We start from the raw sequence: 21,186 nt of genomic DNA, 5'->3' as shown, positions 1-21,186 counted from the left end.
CGAACGGTAACCCTGACGAAAAGTTTATCCCAACGGTCGGCTTTTCGTGAATCGATCTTTACCATTCGCTGGCGGATTGGGTGGCAGCGTCTTTGCCGGGCGGAACATCTCCGTCCGGGCGGACATGTCCCGCCAGCGCATTTTCGGTCATTTGTAGAGAGTTCGTCCGATGATGAAACAGCTTGTTCTTGCCGCAGCCCTCTTCGGCATTTTCTCCACGGCCGCCCTTGCAGACGACCGCTATGCCACTCGCCCGCCCGTCGTGCTCAGCCCCGATCTGACTGCGCCCTGGATCAACCAGCTGGGCGGCGGCACCGTTCGTCCCGTCGTCTATCAGCGGCCGGTCGTCCGCCAGCAGCAGCGCGGCCTTTTCCAGCGTCGCGTGCTGCGCCAGGCGCCGCAGGCCGCGCCGCAGACCGTTTCGGCGATCAATCCCGGCATCCCGTCGATCCGCCATCCGATCGAACCGCAATACCTGCCGCAGATGGTCGACTACGACACGCAGGAAAAGCCGGGCACGATCGTCATCGATACCAACAACCGCTTCCTCTATCTGGTGATGCAAGGCGGCAAGGCGCGCCGCTACGGCGTCGGCGTCGGCAAGCCGGGCTTCGAATGGGCGGGCGCCCACAAGATCACCCGCAAGACCGAATGGCCGGACTGGACGCCGCCTTCCGAGATGATCAGCCGCGAGGCCGCCAAGGGTCATTACCTGCCGGCGCGCATGGACGGCGGGGCGGAAAACCCGCTCGGCGCGCGCGCCATGTATCTCGGCTCGACGCTTTACCGCATCCACGGCACCAACGCGCCCTGGTCGATCGGCAGCGCCGTCTCCTCCGGCTGCATTCGCCTGCGCAACGAAGACGTCATCGACCTCTACGATCGCGTCAGTGTGGGAACCCGCGTCATCGTCATGTAACGGCGGCGCAATACTTACAGCGCCGCGCGTCTTTTCGAGAGCCGCAAAGGGCGCTGTGACCCTTTAAATTACTGCATAATTTTTTCTTAAGTCGATTCCGATTTGAGGATCAATTATGCAGCAGGGGCCGCAAGAACATCCTGCTCCCCTTCTCCAAAATTGCTGTATCCGGCCACGCCGATCTTGAATCGGGCAGAAGTTCATGTAGCTTCGGGCGGATTTGCTTGAGGGGAATCGATCATGATCAAACTAATGCCGGGTCTGGCTGCTGCCGGACTTGTCCTGTCCTTGATGTCTACATCCGCCTTTGCTGCACCCGCGGGCCCCGCGTCCGACAATGCACGACGCCCGGCGCAGATCGTGCGCGTGGCGCAGATGCCGAAATACGTGAAGACGCAGTTCAAGCGCAAAAAAGTGCGCCTGGTAACGACGGAAGCCGCCGGCACCGTCATCATCGACACCAACAACAAATATCTCTACCTCGTCGAGGGCAACAACCGCGCCACCCGCTATGGCATCGGCGTCGGCCGCGACGGCTTCGGCTGGTCGGGGGTGGTCAAGATCGGCCGCAAGGCTGAATGGCCCGCCTGGACGCCGCCGGCAGAGATGCGCCGCCGCGAAGCCGCCAAAGGACACATGATTCCTGCTTTCCAGGAAGGCGGCGAGGACAATCCGCTCGGCGCCCGCGCCATGTATCTCTACCAGGGTGGCCGCGACACGATCTTCCGTATTCACGGCACCAATCAGCCCTGGACGATCGGCCTCAACATGTCTTCGGGCTGCATCCGGATGATGAACGAGGATGTGACGCATCTCTACGATCGCGCGCCTGTCGGCACCAAGGTGATCGTCATCGGCCCCGGCAACCGGCAGGGCAATGTGGCGTTTGAGGACCGGGGCATCGACGTGCTGCGCACGATGTTTGGCGGCTGAGCAACACTTTCAAAAAAAACGAAAGGCGCTTTTTGACGCGCCTTTTATTTTGCTTAGACTTTCAGGCCGAAAGCTGGCAAACCTGCCTAAGAGTCGACACATTTGCAATATCGGGGCTATTCAATGACATATGCGCTGCGTTCCTCCGCTTCCGTACTTGCGGGCATCGCGTTTTTCACAATCTGTTCGGCAGTTTCCGCCTCGGCGGAAGACCTGCAATTCTCCATCTACGGCGGCTACCAGACCGCGCCGCATAGCGGCGTCGATCTGTCCGACGGCACGCACTTCACCGCCGGCTGGGAAGGTAAGTCCTTCGGCAGCCCGCCTTATTACGGCGGCCGCGTCACCTGGTGGCTCGAGAATTTCAACAAGCCGAACTGGGGTATTTCGCTCGATTATACCCATGACAAAGTCTATGCCGACGACGATACGCTGGCCAAGACCGGCTGGTCGCATTTCGAATTCACCGACGGCCTGAACCTGATCACGGTGAACGGTCTCTACCGTTTCCAGGATCCGACACGCCGCTGGACCCCCTATCTCGGCGCCGGTATCGGCGTGAACATTCCGCATGTTGAAGTGATTCGCCCCGAGGGTAAGACCTGGGCTTATGAATTCGGCGGCGTGACGCTGCAGGCCCAGGCCGGCGTCGACTTCAAGGTGACCGAGCGCTGGTCGACCTTCGTCGAATACAAGGGCACTTATTCGCGCATCGACGTTCCGATCGACAGCGGCGTGGACCTGAAGACCAACATCTTCACGAATGCCGTCAACGTCGGCGTATCGTTCCACTGGTAAATAAATTTCGGCTGCGGTGCTATTTCGTGCCGCAGCTGACCTTGCCCTCGACGGCATAGGGTTTTTCACCGCCTTCGATCGTCAGGGAATAGGTGCCGCTGAAATTTGCCGACGGCTTGCCGCGCTCACCGGCGACGACCACCAGATCCAGCGTTGCTCCGTCGGTATCGTCGCCGCCGCCGTCAAAGACCTCCATAAGCAGTTCGCCGTCGCGCGACCAGTGATTGGTCAGGTGCTGCGATTCGAAAACACGCTTTCCGAATACTGTCGATTGGGCCTCATCCTTGACGATCAACGCGCCGCGGAAATGGTTCAGCTTGTGGCCGGCATCGCTTTCGAAACCGCTTTCGAGCGTGAAGCGTGCTTCCTTGTCATCGGCGGAACAGAAATAACGGCTATTTGCATGGGCGGTGCCTGCCGCACCGAGCAGTCCCGCAAGCACAATCATTCCCCGCCACATCGTCTAAACTCCCGAGACCGGCCCGACGGGCCTTCGCAAGCTTCAGCCTAACGGCAAACCTGTTAATTTTTCCGGCACAGCGCCGCCGTAGGCCCAATCGAGCAGTTCGACCGTATGCAGGATCGGAATGCCGGTGCCGGTAGCGATCTGGGTGATGCAGCCGATATTGCCGGTGGCGATGACATCGGCCTTGGTGGCCTCGATGTTCTTGACCTTGCGCACCTTCAGCGCAGCCGAGATCTCCGGCTGCATGATGTTGTAGGTGCCGGCAGAGCCGCAGCAAAGATGACCTTCGGCGGGATCGCGCAGCGTAAAGCCCGCCGCTTTCAGCAATTGCTTCGGCGCAAGCGTGATCCGTTGCCCGTGCTGCATCGAACAGGCGGAATGATAAGCGACCGTGATGCCGTTCGGCATGTGTGCCGGCAGGTCGAGGGTGGCGAGATATTCGGTGACGTCCTTGGCGAGCGCCGAGACCCTGGCCGCCTTTGCAGCATAGGCGGGATCGAGGCGCAGCATGTGGCCGTAATCCTTGATCGTCGTGCCGCAGCCCGAGGCGGTGATGATGATCGCGTCGAGACCCTGCCCCTCGATCTCGCGCGTCCAGATATCGACATTGGCGCGTGCACTGGCGAGCGCCTGTTCGGCGCGGCCCATGTGATGGACCAGCGAGCCGCAACAGACCTCGCCTTCCGGAACCACGACCTCGACGCCGAGCCGCGTCAACAGCCGGATCGCTGCCGCGTTGATGCCGGGATCAAGCACCGGCTGGGCGCAGCCGGAAAGGATCGCCACTCGGCCGCGCCGTTCCGTTTCGGGCCGATGCGTGCCGGGTTTTGCGAAGTCCGAAGCTGCGGGCACGCGGCGCGGCGCAAGTGCCAGCATGGCGGCGAAGGGTTTCAGCGCGCCACCCCGCATCAGACCGGCGAAGGGCCGGCCGAGGCGAGCGAGATTTAGCGCCAGGCGGAAGCGGCCGGGATAGGGCAGCACGGCGGCAAGGATGGCGCGCGTTAGCCGGTTCATGAACGGGCGCTTGTAGGTCTTTTCGATATGGGCGCGGGCGTGATCGACCAGATGCATGTAATCGACGCCGGAGGGACAGGTAGTGACGCAGGCAAGGCAGGAAAGACAGCGGTCGATATGGGTGACGACCTCGGTATCGGCGGGGCGGCCGTTTTCCAGCATATCCTTGATCAGGTAGATGCGGCCGCGCGGGCTGTCGAGCTCGTTGCCGAGCGTCACATAGGTGGGACAGGTGGCGGTGCAGAAACCGCAATGGACACATTTGCGCAGGATCTGCTCGGATTCGGCGACATCGGGATCGAGGAGCTGGGTCAGGGTGAAGTTGGTTTGCATCTAGCGGGATCCCCCACGGGTATTGGAGGTTTTGCTGGAGATAGGGAGACACGGATCCATCTTGTCCCTCACCCCATCTTCCCCGGATTGAATATGCCGGCCGGATCGAACTTTTCCTTCACCCGCCGTGACAGCATCACCACCGCCTCGGGCTCGGGATGGAAGGCTGATGTGACCGCCCTCGCCTCATCCGATGCACGGATCAGCGTCGCATGGCCGCCGCCGAGCGCCTTGATATAGCGACGAACCAGTTCGGCTTCTGGGCCTGCCTCCATGCGCATCCAGACGAGGCCACCCTGCCAGTCGTAGAAGGCGTCGACGGCGGCTTCGAGGCGGAGTGCGGCGACCAGCTGATGGCCGGTGCCGGGGGCGACCGAGACGCGCCAGACCGGCCGCGCCGTGCCGTCGGCATAAGGCAGCACGTCACGAATTTCCTGCCAGAGCTTATGACTTTCCGGCTGCTCCAGCCGCGTGACCGTGGCGAAGGCCGACATTGCCGCGGCAAGCTTTTCGATGCGTACGTCGACCGAGCCCGGCAGGCCTTCGATGCGCAGAACCGTCGCTTCGCCCTCGGGCAATTTGCCGGCGAGGAATTTCCACGTCACCGTCAAGGGCAGATGCGCGGCACCTGAGACTTCGACCGGCAGCGCCATCGCCGCCGCCATAGCGTTTGCCGCCTCGGCGTCGTTGAGGTCCGATAGCACCACCGTCCGCTCCGTCTTCGGGCGCGGCGGCACACGGAAGGTGACTTCGGTGAGGAAACCCAACGTGCCATGCGAGCCGGCGATCAGCTTGGCGAGATCGAGGCCGGTGACATTCTTCATCACTCGGCCGCCGGCCTTGATGATCTCACCCCTGCCGTTGACGAATCGCACCCCGAGCAGGCTGTCGCGGGCAGCACCCGCGATCAGCCGGCGCGGACCGGAGACATTGGTAGCGAAGACGCCGCCGATGGTCGGCCCGCCGGATGTGCCCATCACGGGACGATGATCCATCGGCTCGAAGGCGAGCATTTGGCCACTTTCCTGAAGTGCCGCTTCGACCTCGGCAAGTGGCGTGCCGGATCGGACCGTCATGACCATTTCGCCGGGATTATAGGCGACGATGCCGGTAAGCCCGGTCGAGCGCAGCCGGTCCGGGGCAGCAACGGCATTGCCGAAGCCCGAGCGGGTATTGCCGCCGCAGATCACGAGCGGCCGGCCGCTCTGCGCATGGGCGCGGACGATCACTGCGGCCTCTTCCTCGCTCGTCGGCATCAGATCGATCATGCGGCGGGGCGCCCTTCGAGCGGGAAGACCTTCGACGGATTGAGGAGCCAGCCGGGATCGAAGGCGGCACGCGCTGCCATCTGCTGGGCGAGGTCGGTCTCCGAATATTGGTGACGCATCAGGTCGCGCTTCTCGATGCCGACGCCATGTTCGCCGGTAAGGCAGCCGCCGGCATCGACGCAGAGCCTCAGAATATCGTTGCCAGCCGCCTCGGCGCGGGCGGCATCCTCTGGATCGTTGGCGTTGAAGAGGATCAGCGGATGCATATTGCCGTCGCCGGCATGGAAGACGTTGGCGACGCGCAGGCCGTAATGATCGACGATCTCGGCGGTTCTTTTCAGCACGTGGGAGAGCTGGCTGAGCGGCACGGTGCCGTCCATGCAGATATAGTCGGCGATGCGGCCGGTGGCGCCAAAGGCGGATTTGCGGCCCTTCCAGATCAATGCCGCCTCGGTTGCCGACTGACATTCGCGCACGGTCTTGACAGCGTGCCGGCGGGCGATCTCGACGATGTCCTTCAGCGTGGCGTCCATCTCCGCTTCCGACCCCTCGACCTCGACGATCAAAAGCGCACCGACATCGAGGGGGTATCCGGCATGGGCGAAGGCTTCGCAGATCTCGATCGCCGGCTTGTCCATGAATTCGATCGCCACCGGGATAATGCCAGCGGCAATGACATCGGCAACGCAGGCGCCGGCCTCTTCCGAGTTCTCGAAGCCGAAGAGCACGGGGCGCGCGCCTTCCGGCTTGGCGATCAACCGCACCGTCGCCTCGGTGACGATGCCGAGCTGGCCTTCATGGCCGCAGACGAGGCCGAGCAGATCATAGCCTGCCGCATCCAGCGCCTTGCCGCCAAGCTCGATCACCGTGCCGTCGACCAGCACCATCCTGACGCCGAGCAGATTGTTGGTGGTGACGCCATATTTCAGACAGTGAGCGCCGCCGGAATTCATGCCGATATTGCCGCCGATGGTGCAGGCAAGCTGCGAACTCGGATCAGGCGCATAGAAAAAGCCGTCCGCGGAGACGGATTCGGAGATATTGAGATTGGTCACGCCGGCCTGGACCACGGCGACGCGGTTCGGCAGATCGATTTCGAGGATGCTGTTCATCTTCGACAGGCCGAGCACGACGGCATCCTCCTGCGGGATGGCGCCGCCGGAGAGCGAGGTGCCGGCGCCGCGCGGCACGACGGGAATGCCGTAGCGATGGCAATAACGCATGACGGCCGAAACCTCAGCCGTGGTGCGCGGCAGGGCAACGGCGAGCGGCAGGCGACGATAGGACACAAAGGCGTCGGTCTCGAACGGTACCAGCTCGCGCGCCTCATGCACCAGGCATTCCGGCGGCAGAAGATCGGTCAGATCGGCAACGATCTGGGCTCGGCGCGCCAGCACGTCGGCGCGGGGGCTGAGAAACGAAATGGCGTCGGACATGGCGCTCTCCCTGGCCCTGACGAGGGGGAATGACAGCGGGAAGATGACAGCGGAAACCGGCCGCGAACCTCCCTGCCGCCGATAGACCGGCTTAGCACTTTCCCGAAAGTGGCGCAAATGCTAAGCACTTATGCCAAAAGGGGAAAAAGTCACTAAACCTTATGACCAATCTGGGTGATCTCGAAATCTTTGCCAAGGTCGTTTCGACAGGCAGCATGTCGCTCGCCGGGCGTGCGCTCGGCTTTTCCCCAGCCGTCGTCTCCAAACGGATCAAGCGGCTGGAAGACCGGCTGGGTACCCGGCTTTTACAGCGCACGACGCGGCAGATCTCGCTGACGGAAGCCGGACAGGGCTTCTACGACCGCGTTCTCGGCATTCTCGCCGGGCTGGAGGAGGCAGAATTTTATATCTCAGGCCGCTCGGCGCAGATGCACGGCACGCTGAAGATCTCGGCCCCGACCTCCTTCGGGCGCATGCATATCGCGCCGCATCTGAAAGATTTCATGGAGGCGCATCCGGAGCTTGCGATCAACCTGGTGCTGACCGACGAATTCAGCGACATCGTCGGCGGCGGCTTCGATCTGGCGATCCGCATCGCCGAACTTACCGATTCGAGCCTCGTTGCCCGCCGTCTGGCGCCGGTACGCCGGCTGCTCTGCGCTTCACCGGACTACCTTGCAGCGCATGGCGAGCCGAAGCATATCGAAGAGCTGAAACACCACCGCTGCCTGCCGGCCCACAATAACGACACCTGGCGGCTGAACGGGCCGGACGGGGCGCTGAGTCTCAGGCCGGAAGGCATGCTGATCACCAATTCCAGCGAGGTGATCCGCGAGGCTGTCATCGCCGGCCTCGGGATCGCGTTGCGCTCCACCTGGGATATCGGCGAAGAGCTCAAGGCAGGCCGGCTGGTGCAGGTGCTGCCGGCCTATGAGGGCTCGCACAATGTCGCGCTGTCGGCCGTCTATCCCAGCCGGCAGTTCCTGCCGGCCAAGGTGCGGCTGTTCATCGACTATCTGGCAGAGCTTTACGGTCCCGTCCCCTATTGGGAGCGCTGATGGCAGCGCCGGTTCAGCGCGCCAATCTCTCGATGACGAGATCCAGCAGGGCGCGCAGCCGCGCCAGGCGCTTCATGTCGCGGTGATAGCCGACCCAGGTGTCGCGGCCCGGCGTCGGTTCACCGAGATCGACCAGTTCGATGGCGGCATGCGAATCGCCAAGCGGCCGCGGCAGGACGGCGAGCCCGGCTCCATTGGCACAGAGCGCCGCCTGCACGTCGCGGCTGTTGCTGCGCATGACGATGTCGGCCCGCGGCAACAGGCGTTGCAGCCAGCCGACATCCGGCATGTCGCCAAAAGCCTCGTCCATGGTGATGAGGCGGGCGCCCGTGCCGTCGCCGGCTTCGGGGTGCTGCGCGCCGCGTCTGATGTAAAGGCCGTATTCGATATGGATGAGCTTGCGCGATATGATCTCCGCTTCCGTGAAAGGTCGGATGCGGAAGACGAGGTCGGCTTCGCGTCGCGACAGGTTGAGAAGCCGGCTGTCGGTCAGCAATTCGATCTCTACCTTCGGATGGACTTGTGAGAATTCCGCCAGCACCGGCGAAAGCACATGCGCGCCGAACCAGTCGGATGAGGATAGCCTGAGAAATCCATCGAGCTGACGGCTGCCGCCGGCAAGGACGCGCTCCATGGCGAGCGCCTCCTCCTCGATGCGTTCAGCGCCGGCGAACACCGCTGTGCCTTCGTCGGTCAGCACGAAGCCATCAGCCGTGCGCTGAAAAAGCGTCTGGCCGAGAGAGGCTTCAAGGACACGCAGCCGCCTGCCCATCGTCGGCTGCGTCAGCCCGAGGCTGCGGGCTGCTGCCCCCAGCGTGCCGAACCGGGCGATGGCCAGAAACAGCTTGAGGTCGCTCCATTCCATCGCTCGCATCCGTCAAACAAAAATGCATGGGCTTCAGTCGTTATCTTTCATTTTCATTCGCGTTTCAATGAACCATCTTTCTTCCACGCCAATTGCGGTGCCCCTGCAGACGCCGCACCGCGAACGAAGGAGAGTTCCATGCCTGTAGAATCAACGATGAAAGCGCTCCTGGCGCAAATGCCGAATTCGCCATTGCGCATCGCCGATATTGCAAAGCCGGTGCCCGGCGAAGGCCAGGTTCTGGTGCGCATTAAGGCAAGCGGCGTCAATCCGCTCGATCTCAAGATCCGGGCCGGCAACGCGGCCCATGCCCGCCATCCGCTTCCCGCCATTCTCGGCATCGATATGGCCGGTGTCGTCGAAGAGATCGGAACTGGCGTCAGCGGTTTCCGCCGCGGCGACTCGGTCTACGGCATGACCGGCGGGGTCGGCGGCATTCAGGGATCGCTTGCCGAATTTGCAGCTGTCGACGCCGGTCTGCTGGCGCTGAAGCCGCAAAACCTGTCGATGCGCGAGGCAGCCGCCCTGCCGCTGATCTCAATTACCGCCTGGGAAGGGTTGGTCGACCGCGCCGGGGTCAAGGCCGGCCAGAAGGTTCTTGTGATTGGCGGCGGCGGTGTCGGCCATATCGTCGCACAGATCGCCAAGGCTGCCGGAGCCGCGGTCTATGTGGTCGACGGCGCTTCGAAAACGGATTATCTCACCGGCCTTGGCGCAACGCCGATCGATCGTGACGCGGAAACGGTTGAAACCTATGTCGCAAGACACACCGGCGGCAAGGGTTTCGATCTGGTCTACGATACGGTCGGCGGCCAGGGGCTCGATACGGCATTCCGAGCCGTCAGCCAGTTTGGCCACGTTGTGAGCTGCCTTGGCTGGGGAAGCCATGCGCTGGCGCCGCTGTCCTTCAAGGCCGCCACCTATTCCGGCGTCTTCACGCTGCTGCCGCTTCTGACCGGCGAAGGACGCGCCCATCATGGTGAGATCATGCGGGAGATGACGAAGCTCGTCGAAGCCCGCAAGGTGATGCCGAAGCTCGACCCGCGCCGCTTCACCCTTGCCGATACAGATGAGGCACATCGGCTGATCGAAGACCGGCAGGCAGACGGGAAGCTCGTCGTCGAGATCGACTGATCTCAATCCGTCGGCAGAATTAGCGCGCCAGATCGAGATAGGCGTTTGCTACCAACGCATCAATATCGGCGGGCACAGGCACGAGGCAGGATTGGGGACCGGCTTCGCCCCTGGCGATACGTTCCAGACAGCGGGCCTGAAGGGTGAAGCCGAGATCCATCGACTCGACCGTATTGCCGAGCGGCCGAGGACCGGCGAGATTGGTCATGTGACCGCCGCCCAGCACATGGAAGGAACGGCCGTCGCTGAGATGGAAGGTCTCGATATGATCGGCCTCGTAGCGGTCGGTGCCGGTGACATCGGGATGGCGACGGAAGGCTTCGACATCGATCTCATGCGGGAAATGGCCGCCATTCATCAGGATCGCGCCGTCATTGACGAGCGGCAGGTCGGCTGCCGTCACGATGCCGGCAAAACCTGTGACGGTGACGATGATATCGGCCGAGCGGATCGCTGCATCGCGCAGCGGCGTGACGAAACCATCGAGATGGGCTTCGAGCGTCGTCACCGGATTGATATCGACGACACTGACGGTTGAAAAGGCATTGCGGAAACAGGTGGCCGTGCCCTTGCCGCAAGCACCGTAGCCGAACACCGTCACGCGTTTGCCGTTGGTGGAGCGGTTGGTGAAGCGCAGATAGCTTTCGAACAGGCTCTGGCCGACGGCATGCCTGTTTTCGGCGAATTGTTTGATCGGGCTGTCGTTGATGACGAGGATCGGCATGTTCAGCCGCGCGCGCAGCGGCAGCAGGCGCGTACGGCCCGAGGTGGTCTCCTCGGTGCCGCCGCGGAGATTGGCGTAGGGTTTTTCCGCCGCGATGGCGAAGAGATCACCGCCATTGTCGAGCAGCAGATCCGGCTTTTCGGCAATGACCGCTTCGAGGTTCTGATGGTGAGCGGCCGGATCCGTCGTCTGCGTCGCGAAAACCGTGATGCCCTGCGAGCGCAGGAACTCGACTGTCGAAGGCTGGGTGCTGTTGAGATTGCCGGTGCAGACAAGACGCGCGCCGCCGGCGCGAAGCGTCGTCAACAGCGCCACCGTCTTCGGCTCCAGATGAATGCCGGTGCCGATCGACAGGCCCTCGAAAGGACGCGTCCGCTCGAATTCGGCGGCCGTCGCCTTGAGCAGCCTGCAGCTGTTGCCGATCCAGTCGATGCGGGTTGCGCTCTTTTCCATCATCTCTCTTCCCAATTCCGTGTTCGTGCGGTTTCTGGGGTTTGCGCAATTCCGGACGCAAAACCGCTGCACACTTTTGCTGGAATTGCTTTAGCGGAGCGACGAGGCGGCCGATATGGAAGTAATTCTGGCGAAGGGGCAGAAAATCTGCTCTTTCAGGCCGGTGTCCCGCAGCGAAGCAGCCAACCGGACAGGGCCGCGAAGGCTGGCCGTTTCGCATCCGGCATGCGGCAGCAGAAGCTATAACCCGATGGCCGGGAAATGAAGCCGTAGGGCGCGACCAGATGCCCGCGCTTGAGATCGTCCTCGATCGAGGCACGCGGGGCAAGTGCGATGCCAAGCCCGGAGCGGGCGGCAGCCAGGGCCAGCAGCAGATCCTCGAATTCTTGGGCGCGGGAAAAGACGACCGGCGGCGTGCCGCTTTCGGCAAACCATTCTTCCCAGAGCTTCGGAACGCTGCGGCTGGCGAGCATCGTCAGCGCGCCCATCGCCACCGGGTCGCGCAATAGTGTCGCGGCAAGCGAAGGCGTGGCGACCGGGCCGAACTCGTCCTCCATGAATCGCAGGGCAGTGATGCCCGCGGCAGGACGATATTCACCGCCCATGATCACAGCGTCCAATTCTGGGTGCATCTGCAACGGTTCGACGATGGTCATCGGCATGATGTCGACCGCCGTGTCGCCGAGACTTGCCTGCATCGCTGCGACACGCGGCATCAGCCACCAGACTGCGAAGGCGGAGGGCACGCCGAGACGGATGCGGTTCGCCGCAGTCCCGTCGAGCTCAAAAGCAGCACGCTGCAGGATGTCGAAAGCCGCACCCGAAGCTTCGGCAAAAGCCCGGGCCTGCAGGGTCGGGACGAGCCTGCGGCCGTCACGTGTGAAGAGCTTGCGGCCGAAGTGATTCTCCAGCGTGGCGATCTGCTGGCGTACGGCGCCGCGCACCACATTCAGCTCTTCGGCAGCCTTCAGAATGCTGCCATGACGGCAGACGGCCTCGAAGGCGCGGATGGCATTGAGCGATGGAAGACGCATGAGGACGACATTCACCAGATCATAGTGGATCACTAAATCTCGCCATTGAACGAAAGGCAAGATCACGCCATATTGTACAGCTGTGCAATGTGACGCATTCGAGACAGGGTGTGACGGATTTTCCGAACCTGTCCCACCTCGATTTCCCCTATGAACGGCGATCAAATCGCGTTTCGAGTCGTGCTGCGCCTTTTTGAATTGCGTAAGCTTTCCGTGATATACGTATATGAGTGATTCCTAACGACGACTGTGAAGGTGACCCGACCATTGACTCTTTTCGCCCGACTGGCTTCCGATGTGCAACTGATGTTCCGGCGCCCGCCGCGACAGCAATATGGTGCGCTCTGCTACCGGGTAAAGAAGAAGAGCGGCGAGGTCGAGGTGCTGTTGATGACGAGCCGCGACACCGGCCGCTGGGTCATTCCCAAGGGCTGGCCGATGACGCGCAAATGCGCCCATGAGGTCGCGATGCAGGAGGCCTTCGAGGAAGCCGGCGTCCGCGGCGTAGTCGAAACGGAAACGCTTGGCGCCTACAGCTATTCGAAGGTGCTGCGCGACGGGGTACAGGTGATCTGCAAGGTGCAGGTCTATGCGCTTGAAGTCACCGACATGGCAAAGAACTTCAAGGAAAAAGGCGAGCGCCGCATTGAATGGGTCTCGTTCGACGAGGCGGCAGGGCGCGTGCGTGAACCGGAGCTCCGGCACCTCTTGCTCGCCTTCAAGCGGACGATGACCGATCGGCTTTCGACCGGAGCGGCAAAGCAAATTCCGGCGGAATGAATCCTGCCATCTTGCACTGCTAAGAAAGCAGCGTAGAAGCAGAGTCATCCTCAGGAAAAAGAATGCCGCCACGTCCCGCAGTCCTCACGAAACGTACGCTCGACAAGGACCTCGACAAGATCACCCATGCCGAGGACGTGGCGAAGCATGTTTTGCGACGGCTGGTGGCGCCTGGCCTCGGATTGATTTTCGTCGGTCTCGTCATGCTCTTTGCTGGCGTCTATGTGTTCGACCGGCCGGGAGCGATGCTCGTCGTGGCAGCGGCGGCCCTTGCCGGCTACATGGCGATGAACATCGGCGCCAATGACGTGACCAACAATGTTGGTGCTGCCGTCGGAGCGCGTGCCATGACGATGGGCCAGGCACTGGTCATCGCTGCGATTTTCGAAGTTCTTGGCGCCACGGTCGCCGGCGGCGAGGTCGTCAAGACGATTTCGGCAAACATCGTCGACGCCGTCCAGGTGCCGCCGGTGCTGCTTGGCTGGATCATGATGGCGGCGCTGATGGCGGCGGCCCTCTGGATCAACCTCGCAACCTGGATGAACGCGCCGGTTTCCACCACCCATGCGATCGTCGGGGCGGTGATCGGGGCCGGCATCTCAGCCGTCGGGCCGGAACCGGTGAACTGGCGGGTGATGCTGGAGATCACCTCGAGCTGGATCACCTCGCCACTGATCGGCGGGCTGATCGCTGCCGGGCTGCTCTATCTCGTCAAGACGCTGATCATCTATCGCGACGACAAGATCGCGGCCGCGCAGCGCTGGGTGCCGGTGCTGGTCGCGGTGATGGCCGGCGGCTTCATGGCTTATATGGTGCTGCAGCTGTCGCCCCCGGGCAGGTTCCCGCCGCTGACCGTCCTCCTCATCGGGATCGGCATCGGGCTGGTAAGCTGGCTTGCCGCCCGGCCGCTCCTTCTTGCCCAAGCGCGGGCTCTCGAAAACCGCAACAGCTCGCTGCGGACGCTGTTCCGGTTGCCGCTGATCGGCTCTGCGGCGCTGCTGTCCTTCGCACATGGCGCAAACGACGTTTCGAACGCGGTCGGGCCGCTGTCGGCGATCGTCCATTCGGTCGGCATTGGCGGCGGCGGCATCGGGCATCCGCCGCTCTGGGTGATGCTGATCGGCGCCTTCGGCATCTCCGTCGGCCTGCTGCTCTTCGGGCCGCGCCTCATCCGCCTCGTCGGCGAGGAGATCACCAAGCTCAATCCGATGCGGGCCTATTGCGTCGCGCTGTCGACCGCCTTTACCGTCATCGTCGCCTCCTGGCTCGGCCTGCCGGTTAGCACCACACATATCGCCGTCGGCTCCGTTTTCGGCGTCGGATTCTTCCGTGAATGGTACACGCGCCACTCGAAGCGTCGCATCGCCTATATCAGGCGCAAGGCCGAGAGCTTTGATATCGACGAGCCGGAAGAGCCGAATATCCACGAGACGCGGCGGCGTTATCTCGTGCGCCGTTCGCATTTCATGACGATCATCGCCGCCTGGATCGTCACCGTGCCGGTTTCGGCAGCGCTTGCGGCAATGATTTATTGGGTTATGTTCGCGCTCTTCGTCTGAGGTCTCGAGTTTTTCGAATGCGCGCCAATTTCCGTATGCAACGGCTTTACGTTGAGGCGCCGCTTTCCAGCGGTGCCATCGTGGAGGCAAATGCCGATCAGTTCAACTATCTCGCCAATGTGCTGAGGATGGAGGAAGGTGGGGCGATCCTGCTCTTCAACGGCCGCGACGGCGAGTGGAAGGCTACCCTCTCCTTCCCCACACGCAAACGCATTCAGCTGACGGCTACCGAAGAGACGCGGCCGCAGCCGCAGCCTTGCGACCTGCATTATCTCTTTGCGCCGCTCAAGGTCGGCCGCATGGACTATCTCGTGCAGAAGGCGGTCGAAATGGGGGCGGGCCTGCTCCAGCCGGTCATGACCCAGCACGTCCAGGGCAAGATCACCAGTCTCGACAAGCTGCGCGCCAATGTCGTCGAAGCGGCGGAACAATGCGGCATTCTCGGCATTCCCGATGTGGCCGAGCCGGTGAGACTTCTCGACTTGCTCGATCGCTGGCCAAGCGAGCGCCGCATCATCTATTGCGACGAGGGCGATGCCGGGCAGAACCCGCTGCCGGTGCTGTCAGCGATCAAGGAGAGACATCTCGCTCTGCTCGTCGGACCGGAAGGCGGCTTTTCGGAAGAGGAACGGGCGCGGCTTCGAAGCCTCGATTTCGTCACCGCCATTCCGCTCGGACCGCGCATCCTGCGGGCCGATACGGCAGCCGTTGCGGCCTTGGCGGTGGTCCAGGCGGCGATCGGCGACTGGAACTAAGGTCGAAAACGGGTTGACATGGAAATCGCTGTTATTTTTTTGATGCGTCGTTGAAACAATTTCACTTGCAACATGGGTGGCTTGGGTCCTAATCACCCTTCCAACTGCCCGGCCCCCTGGGCGCCTTTTTGAATACAGGTATCCCGCATGGCCCGCGACACTACCGACCAGACACCGCTCTCTTCGGTCCAGGATTTGACCGATTATATCGCCGCGGGCAACAAGCCGCGGGAGCGCTTCCGGATCGGCACCGAACACGAGAAATTCGCCTTCTTCCGCGCCGACAACAGCCCGGTTCCCTATTTCGGCGATGCCAGCATTTCGGCCCTTTTGAGCGGCCTGCAGAAAAAAAGCGGCTGGGAGCCGATCACCGACGGCGGCAACATCATCGGCCTTGCCGAGCAGCACGGCATGGGCGCGATCTCGATCGAGCCTGGCGGCCAGTTCGAACTCTCCGGCGCACCGCTGGAGACGATCCACGAGACCTGCAAGGAATCGAACCAGCATCTGGCGACGCTGCGCGAAATCGCCGAGCCGATGGGTATCCGCTTCCTCGGCATCGGCGGCAGTCCGAAATGGACCTATGCGGAAACCCCGCAGATGCCGAAATCACGCTACGAGATCATGACCCGCTATATGCCGAAGGTCGGCACCCAGGGTCTCGACATGATGTACCGCACCTGCACGATCCAGGTGAACCTCGACTTCTCCTCGGAAGCCGACATGCGCAAGAAAATGCGCGTCTCGATGAAGCTGCAGTCGCTGGCGACCGCTCTGTTTGCATCCTCGCCCTTCACCGAGGGCAAGCCGAACGGGCTGCTCTCCTGGCGCGGCGATATCTGGCGCGACGTCGACAACCGGCGCGCCGGCCTGCTCGACTTCACCTTCCGCGACGACTTCGGCTTCCGCGACTATGCCGAATGGGCGCTCGACGCGCCGATGTATTTCATCGTCCGCGACGGCCACTATCACGACTGTACCCATGTCACCTTCCGCCAGTTCATGAACGGCGCATTGAAGGGCGAGGTCGCCGATCCGGCGCCGACGATGGGTGACTGGACGAACCATCTTTCGACACTCTTTCCCGACGTGCGGTTGAAGCGTTTCCTCGAAATGCGCGGCGCCGACGGCGGCCCGTGGCGACGCATCTGTGCGCTGCCGGCCTTCTGGGTCGGCCTGCTCTACGATGATGCGGCACTCGAGGCTGCCGACGAACTGACGAAGGATTGGAGCTTTGCCGAGATCAGCGCCCTGCGCAATGCCGTTCCCGCCGAAGGGCTGAAGGCGCAATTTCGCGGACATCCGCTCTTCGACATGGCGCGCGAGGTGGTCGGCATATCAAGGGCCGGTCTCAAGGCGCGCGGCAAGCTCAACCGGGAAGGCCAGGACGAGTGCATCTTCCTGGCGCCGCTCGACGAGGTGCTCGCCAAGAAGGCGACGCTGGCCGAGGATCTGCTTTCGCTCTATCACGGCCGCTGGCACGGTTCCGTGGAGCCGGTCTTCGAGGACTATCAGTACTGAGTCCGACCCAAAGCGGTTCCGGTTTTACCGGAATCGCTCTGACAGCCCCTATTTTCGACTGTCTCCGAGCGGCGGAAACGAAGGCCGGCAACGTGGTGCTCCACCGACCGGCCGCTGGAGCCTTGGTCGCATGCTCTCGATAAATTCCTCCCTAAGTTCTTATGGCAAAAAGCAGTTTGCGCATTGCCATTTCCGGTTATAGTGGCGTTACAACGCGTCACGACCCGGGGAAAGGGACTTCCATGCTGCCACTCTTCGACATGATGATGCAGGCGCAGAACGGCGCGGCGATGGAGGCGATCGCCCGGCAGTTCAACCTCGCGCAAGAACAGGCGACGAAGGCGATGGCGGCGCTGATGCCGGCCTTTTCCGCCGGGCTGAAACGCAGCACCAGCAATCCCTATGATTTCGTCGGGCTGATGCAGGCGGTCTCCTCCGGCAATTACGCGCGATATTTCGAGGATATGAACCGGGCTTTCACGCCGGAGGGTATTTCCGACGGCAACAACATCCTTGCCCAACTCTTCGGCTCGAAGGAGGTTTCGCGCGCGGTCGCCGCCCAGGCCGCACAGATGACCGGCATCGGTCAGGATATCTACAAACGGATGCTGCCGGTGCTGGCCGATACGCTGATGGGCGGGCTCTTCAAGCAGACGACCGGCCAGATGGCCTCGCCGGTCAACCCCTTCGTCAACACCGCGATGAACGAGACCATCCAGAAATGGCTGGAAAGCACCGGCTTTGCGCCGAAGCCGAGGACAGCTCCGGAACCCAGCATCTTCGACAATCCCTTCACGCAGGCGATGCAGCTGATGTTTTCGGTGCCGAAGCCGGAAGCGACATCTCAGCCGAACCCCTTCCTCGACAATCCCTTCGCCCAGGCTTTCCAGGAGATGATGGGCGGGCTTGGCCAGCAGCCGGCGGCCCAGACTAAGACCAAGGCACCGGAGGCGCCGAAGGAAGAGGCGAAGATCAATACCGACAGCTATACCGAAATCCTAAACGCCATGTTCGACAGCGGGCTGGAGGTGCAGAAGAACTATCAGAGGAACCTGGAAGCGATCTTCGAAACCTATCGGCCGAAGTCCTCCTCTGAGACCAGCGAATAACCCCGAAAGTCGGAATCGATTTTCGGAAAGGAATTCGCGCAAATCCATAATATTGCAGCGTCCTTTGCGCGTCTGGAAAGATGCACAAAGGACGCTGTAGGGCATAAAAAAACCCGGAGATGGCTTGGGAAAGCCGATCACCGGGTCAAGCGGCAGGGCTAATTGGCTATCACCCTGCGGGGAAACTCGACGCTCCTACTCTTCGTGGGAGCGGAAGAGCGACAGGCGCCAGCGATTGCGCGCTGAGCGCGTCAGATGTTCCGACGGGTCCTCGAAGAAGGTCGACGCCAGGAACGCGGAGGTCAGGTCAGCCCTGCTAAGGCCGATATCCCTCAGCTGAGTGTCGTTCAGATCGTGTAGACCGTTGATCTCCATGCGATTGCGGAACACGCGAAAGAAGGAGGTCAACGGTGTGAAGCCTGCTGCCAGACGCTGGAAAAACGTCGGGGTGAGCTTGCCGCAGTCGAGTTCTATTGTTCTGTCTGTCATCCGCATGGGACTCTCCTTTCTTTCGATTTTCTTTTAGGCGCGCAACAACCCAGCCCTCCCGCGAGGTCGCACGGGAAGGAGCAAGGCTGAATTGGGCTCGGACAGGCAGGGTGTCTGTCCTTCACTTTGCTTGATTTGCATCCCGAAGATGCCAAAGACCTATTGATCAGTCCAACGAATGTTTCTAATGATTATCATCAGCTATCTTTATGGGTGACAACATGTCCGCGCCTCTTGATCTCGACCAATTGCAGACTTTCATCGCCATCGTCGATTCCGGCAGCTTCACCAAGGCCGCCGACCGGGTCTACAAGACCCAATCGGCCGTCTCCATGCAGATGCGCCGTCTCGAGGAACGCATCGGCAAGCAGCTGTTCATCAAGGACGGGCGCGGCAACCGGCTGACGGTCGAGGGCGAAAAGCTGCTCAACTATGCCCGGCGCATCATCCGCCTCAACAACGAGGCGATCGCGGCCTTCGACGACAACAGGCTGGAGGGGATGCTGCGGATCGGCACGCCGGACGACTATGCCGACCGCTACATGCCCGAAATCATCGGCCGCTTCGCCAAGACGCATCCGAATGTCGAGCTCTATATCGTCTGCGAGCCCTCGGTGGATCTTGCCGAACGCATGCATAAGGGCGAGCTCGACATCGCGCTCGTCACCCACAATCCGCGCGAGCGCATGTCCGATGTGGTGAGAACCGAGCCGCTCTGCTGGGTGGGTTCGGCCAACCATCCGATCCGCGACGATGCGCCGGTGCCGCTTGCCGTCGGCCGGCGCGACTGCCAGTGGCGCCAGCTCGCCTGCTCGGCGCTCGATGCTGTGGGACGCGAGCACCAGATCCTGTTCACGAGCTGGTCCTGCACCGTCGTTGCCGCCGCCGTGCTTGCCGGCATGGCGGTTTCGGTGATGCCGGAATCGGCGCTGCGAACGGGCATGAAGGTGCTGAGCCAGGCGGACGGCTTCCCGGCGCTGCCGCCGGTGCAGATCGGCATCATGAAGCGACCTGGCGTTTCGCTCTCACTGATGAACGCGATCACGGCGCATATCACCGCCTGCCTCGACAACATCACGCCCACTGTCGTCGACGACACGCTCGAAGCGGATGTCAAATCCGCTCAGGCGCGCCTTTATCCGCGGCTGAAGGCGGCCAATATGGTACCAAGCTGGTAAGAGCTCTCAGGCGGCGCGCGACACGGTCGCAGTGAAAAGGGAGGCGCGGATGACGCGCTTCCACTCATCGAGCATACGCCGCGCTAGGCCCTCCTCGCTCACGGCGGCAAGCCGGATGACAGCGCCGATCAGGTGGCTGAACAGGTAAGTGCGCGCATACATTTCTTCGTCGCAAAGGTCGGGAGCCAGCTGGCGCACGGCGTCACGGAAGATGCCGGCGACGTGACCGCTATGCTCGATATTCAGCTGCAACAGATCCTGATCGGTCTCTGTTCCCATCCAGACGCCGAGATAGACGGGATCGTTGTGGTAGGAATCGTAATACCAGTCGATGGTGGCGCAGACGACATCCAGCGCCTGATCAAGTGACTGTACGCCGGTGAACATCGCCGCCATCTTCGCCTGGATCGCCGAGGCGTGCTGGTCGAACAGGGCTTTGACGATCGCCGCCTTCTCCGGGAAATACTGGTAAACCGAACCGATCGGCACCTTGGCGGCGGCGGCGAGCTCCGTCATCCGCATGGCGCTGACGCCCTTTTCGGCGATGATCTTGGCGGCGGCGGCGAGAATGAGGTCCAGCCTCTGGATGCTGCGTTCCTGCTTCGGCTTCCTTCGCAGGCCTATCCGATCCATGCTTTCCGCGCCCATGTCGTTCCCATTCTTTTTGTTCGCGGCGGAAGGCATGTGCCAAATCACCGCGTCGGGTCGATATGACATGCAGGTCTTCATCCGCCGTAAATGGAAACGTTCGCATTTTAACGGCCGGGAAAAGCGTGTGTAATCGCGATTTTAGGCTGCGGTTTTATCGACTCACAACCCGATCCAAGCGATCTGGTCCGCATGATGGTTGATGGTCAACTCGCCTGCCGCTTCACCCCATCGCCATCCAAATGGCGAGCCAGACCCACATGGCGGCCAGAGCCAAATAACCGGCGGCGAAGATCGGGCTGCGATAACGCAAGTCGTTGCTGGTGACATGGATGGCGGCGTGGGCGTAGCGCAGGGCGACGAAGGCCCAGGCGAGGCCGAGGGCGACGAGATTGTCGGCCTCGGTGACATAGAGAAGAATGCAGCAGGCGTAGAACAGCACAGGCAGTTCGAACTGGTTGGCGAGGCAGTTCTTCACGACAAGGCTTTCGGCCGGCTCGTCACGATTTTCGCGATAATCCGATTTCGCGATGGTGCCGGCGCGGACCATTTTTGCACGCCGAAGCCCAAGAACCGCATAAAGACCATAGACCAGGGCCACATGGGCGAGGAGTGGCCAGAAGATTTGATAGCCGGTCATGTGTGGCCGTTTCCTTTCCGCTTCCGATTTCGACGCGAGCATTAGTCGAAAGACGATCGGGATACCAGCGTC

Annotated in this window: 21 protein-coding genes; 11 read left to right on the top strand and 10 right to left on the bottom strand. The window is 62.0% G+C overall.

The features are described from left to right. Positions 1–169: 169 nt before the first annotated feature. From ACD590_RS02600 to ACD590_RS02590, 3 genes are all read left to right on the top strand, one after another. Positions 170–919 carry a L,D-transpeptidase gene (locus tag ACD590_RS02600; protein WP_018449395.1) on the top strand — a complete coding sequence of 250 codons (750 nt, stop codon included), beginning with the start codon at positions 170–172 and terminating at the stop codon, positions 917–919. A gap of 240 nt (positions 920–1,159) precedes the next feature. Then, a complete protein-coding gene (locus ACD590_RS02595) occupies positions 1,160–1,852 on the top strand; it encodes a L,D-transpeptidase (RefSeq protein ID WP_439002086.1) in 693 nt (230 codons plus the stop codon). A 123-nt stretch (positions 1,853–1,975) separates the two neighbouring features. Beyond that, complete coding sequence (locus ACD590_RS02590; RefSeq protein WP_018244954.1) at positions 1,976–2,650, top strand: outer membrane protein; 675 nt, start codon at positions 1,976–1,978, stop codon at positions 2,648–2,650. Positions 2,651–2,669: 19 nt separating this feature from the next. On the opposite strand, the gene ACD590_RS02585 is transcribed toward ACD590_RS02590, so the two are convergent. From ACD590_RS02585 to ACD590_RS02570, 4 genes are all read right to left on the bottom strand, one after another. Further along, entirely contained in the window at positions 2,670–3,110 is a 441-nt protein-coding gene (locus ACD590_RS02585) for a hypothetical protein (RefSeq protein WP_026231136.1), read from the bottom strand. A 42-nt stretch (positions 3,111–3,152) separates the two neighbouring features. Continuing rightward, positions 3,153–4,463 carry a glycolate oxidase subunit GlcF gene (glcF, locus tag ACD590_RS02580; RefSeq protein WP_439002085.1) on the bottom strand — a complete coding sequence of 437 codons (1,311 nt, stop codon included), beginning with the start codon at positions 4,461–4,463 and terminating at the stop codon, positions 3,153–3,155. 68 nt (positions 4,464–4,531) lie between these two features. Further along, entirely contained in the window at positions 4,532–5,731 is a 1,200-nt protein-coding gene (gene glcE / locus ACD590_RS02575) for a glycolate oxidase subunit GlcE (protein WP_439002084.1), read from the bottom strand. Beyond that, on the bottom strand, positions 5,728–7,167 hold the full coding sequence (locus ACD590_RS02570; protein ID WP_018449400.1) for an FAD-linked oxidase C-terminal domain-containing protein: 1,440 nt from the start codon (positions 7,165–7,167) through the stop codon (positions 5,728–5,730). Before ACD590_RS02570 ends, glcE begins: the two co-directional genes overlap by 4 nt. 161 nt (positions 7,168–7,328) lie before the next feature. On the opposite strand from ACD590_RS02570, the gene ACD590_RS02565 reads away from it, so the two are divergent. Further along, positions 7,329–8,225 (top strand): LysR family transcriptional regulator, encoded by an 897-nt coding sequence (locus ACD590_RS02565; protein ID WP_018244949.1) that lies wholly within the window; start codon positions 7,329–7,331, stop codon positions 8,223–8,225. 13 nt (positions 8,226–8,238) lie between these two features. Here ACD590_RS02565 and ACD590_RS02560 read toward each other — a convergent pair whose 3' ends face one another. Further along, complete coding sequence (locus ACD590_RS02560; protein WP_439002083.1) at positions 8,239–9,090, bottom strand: LysR family transcriptional regulator; 852 nt, start codon at positions 9,088–9,090, stop codon at positions 8,239–8,241. A 138-nt stretch (positions 9,091–9,228) separates the two neighbouring features. On the opposite strand from ACD590_RS02560, the gene ACD590_RS02555 reads away from it, so the two are divergent. Next, a complete protein-coding gene (locus ACD590_RS02555; protein WP_427147079.1) occupies positions 9,229–10,224 on the top strand; it encodes a zinc-dependent alcohol dehydrogenase family protein in 996 nt (331 codons plus the stop codon). Between the two features lie 19 nt (positions 10,225–10,243). Here ACD590_RS02555 and ACD590_RS02550 read toward each other — a convergent pair whose 3' ends face one another. After that, on the bottom strand, positions 10,244–11,401 hold the full coding sequence (locus ACD590_RS02550; protein WP_439002082.1) for an adenosylhomocysteinase: 1,158 nt from the start codon (positions 11,399–11,401) through the stop codon (positions 10,244–10,246). A gap of 155 nt (positions 11,402–11,556) precedes the next feature. After that, positions 11,557–12,468, bottom strand: coding sequence for a LysR substrate-binding domain-containing protein (locus ACD590_RS02545; RefSeq protein WP_439002081.1), 912 nt, complete (start codon positions 12,466–12,468; stop codon positions 11,557–11,559). Positions 12,469–12,702: 234 nt separating this feature from the next. Here ACD590_RS02545 and ACD590_RS02540 point away from each other — a divergent pair, with 234 nt between their 5' ends. From ACD590_RS02540 to ACD590_RS02520, 5 genes are all read left to right on the top strand, one after another. Beyond that, positions 12,703–13,215 (top strand): NUDIX hydrolase, encoded by a 513-nt coding sequence (locus ACD590_RS02540; RefSeq protein ID WP_113542636.1) that lies wholly within the window; start codon positions 12,703–12,705, stop codon positions 13,213–13,215. Between the two features lie 62 nt (positions 13,216–13,277). Beyond that, the gene (locus ACD590_RS02535; RefSeq protein WP_439002080.1) at positions 13,278–14,774 is read left to right on the top strand and encodes an inorganic phosphate transporter; all 1,497 of its coding nucleotides are present in this window, start codon (positions 13,278–13,280) and stop codon (positions 14,772–14,774) included. A gap of 17 nt (positions 14,775–14,791) precedes the next feature. Beyond that, a complete protein-coding gene (locus ACD590_RS02530; protein WP_131704181.1) occupies positions 14,792–15,529 on the top strand; it encodes a 16S rRNA (uracil(1498)-N(3))-methyltransferase in 738 nt (245 codons plus the stop codon). A 147-nt stretch (positions 15,530–15,676) separates the two neighbouring features. Next, positions 15,677–17,050 carry a glutamate--cysteine ligase gene (locus ACD590_RS02525; protein ID WP_439002079.1) on the top strand — a complete coding sequence of 458 codons (1,374 nt, stop codon included), beginning with the start codon at positions 15,677–15,679 and terminating at the stop codon, positions 17,048–17,050. A gap of 242 nt (positions 17,051–17,292) precedes the next feature. Beyond that, entirely contained in the window at positions 17,293–18,159 is an 867-nt protein-coding gene (locus ACD590_RS02520) for a DUF937 domain-containing protein (RefSeq protein WP_439002078.1), read from the top strand. A gap of 195 nt (positions 18,160–18,354) precedes the next feature. Here ACD590_RS02520 and ACD590_RS02515 read toward each other — a convergent pair whose 3' ends face one another. Further along, entirely contained in the window at positions 18,355–18,654 is a 300-nt protein-coding gene (locus ACD590_RS02515; protein ID WP_439002077.1) for a DUF1127 domain-containing protein, read from the bottom strand. A 215-nt stretch (positions 18,655–18,869) separates the two neighbouring features. On the opposite strand from ACD590_RS02515, the gene ACD590_RS02510 reads away from it, so the two are divergent. Next, the gene (locus ACD590_RS02510) at positions 18,870–19,826 is read left to right on the top strand and encodes a LysR substrate-binding domain-containing protein (RefSeq protein WP_032995021.1); all 957 of its coding nucleotides are present in this window, start codon (positions 18,870–18,872) and stop codon (positions 19,824–19,826) included. Positions 19,827–19,832: 6 nt separating this feature from the next. Here the strand turns inward: ACD590_RS02510 and ACD590_RS02505 are convergent, their stop codons facing one another. Both ACD590_RS02505 and ACD590_RS02500 read right to left on the bottom strand, forming a co-directional pair. Continuing rightward, positions 19,833–20,474, bottom strand: coding sequence for a TetR/AcrR family transcriptional regulator (locus ACD590_RS02505; protein WP_032998819.1), 642 nt, complete (start codon positions 20,472–20,474; stop codon positions 19,833–19,835). 223 nt (positions 20,475–20,697) lie between these two features. Next, positions 20,698–21,114: an MAPEG family protein gene (locus ACD590_RS02500; protein ID WP_439002076.1), complete on the bottom strand. Its 417-nt coding sequence runs from the start codon at positions 21,112–21,114 to the stop codon at positions 20,698–20,700. Between the last annotated feature and the right edge of the window lie 72 nt (positions 21,115–21,186).

The sequence above is a fragment of the Rhizobium sp. 862_C5_N1_2 genome (assembly GCF_051811205.1).
GTDB lineage: Bacteria > Pseudomonadota > Alphaproteobacteria > Rhizobiales > Rhizobiaceae > Rhizobium > Rhizobium leguminosarum.
Note: the sequence above shows the minus strand (reverse complement) of the source record. Positions and strands in the feature narration are given on the sequence as shown.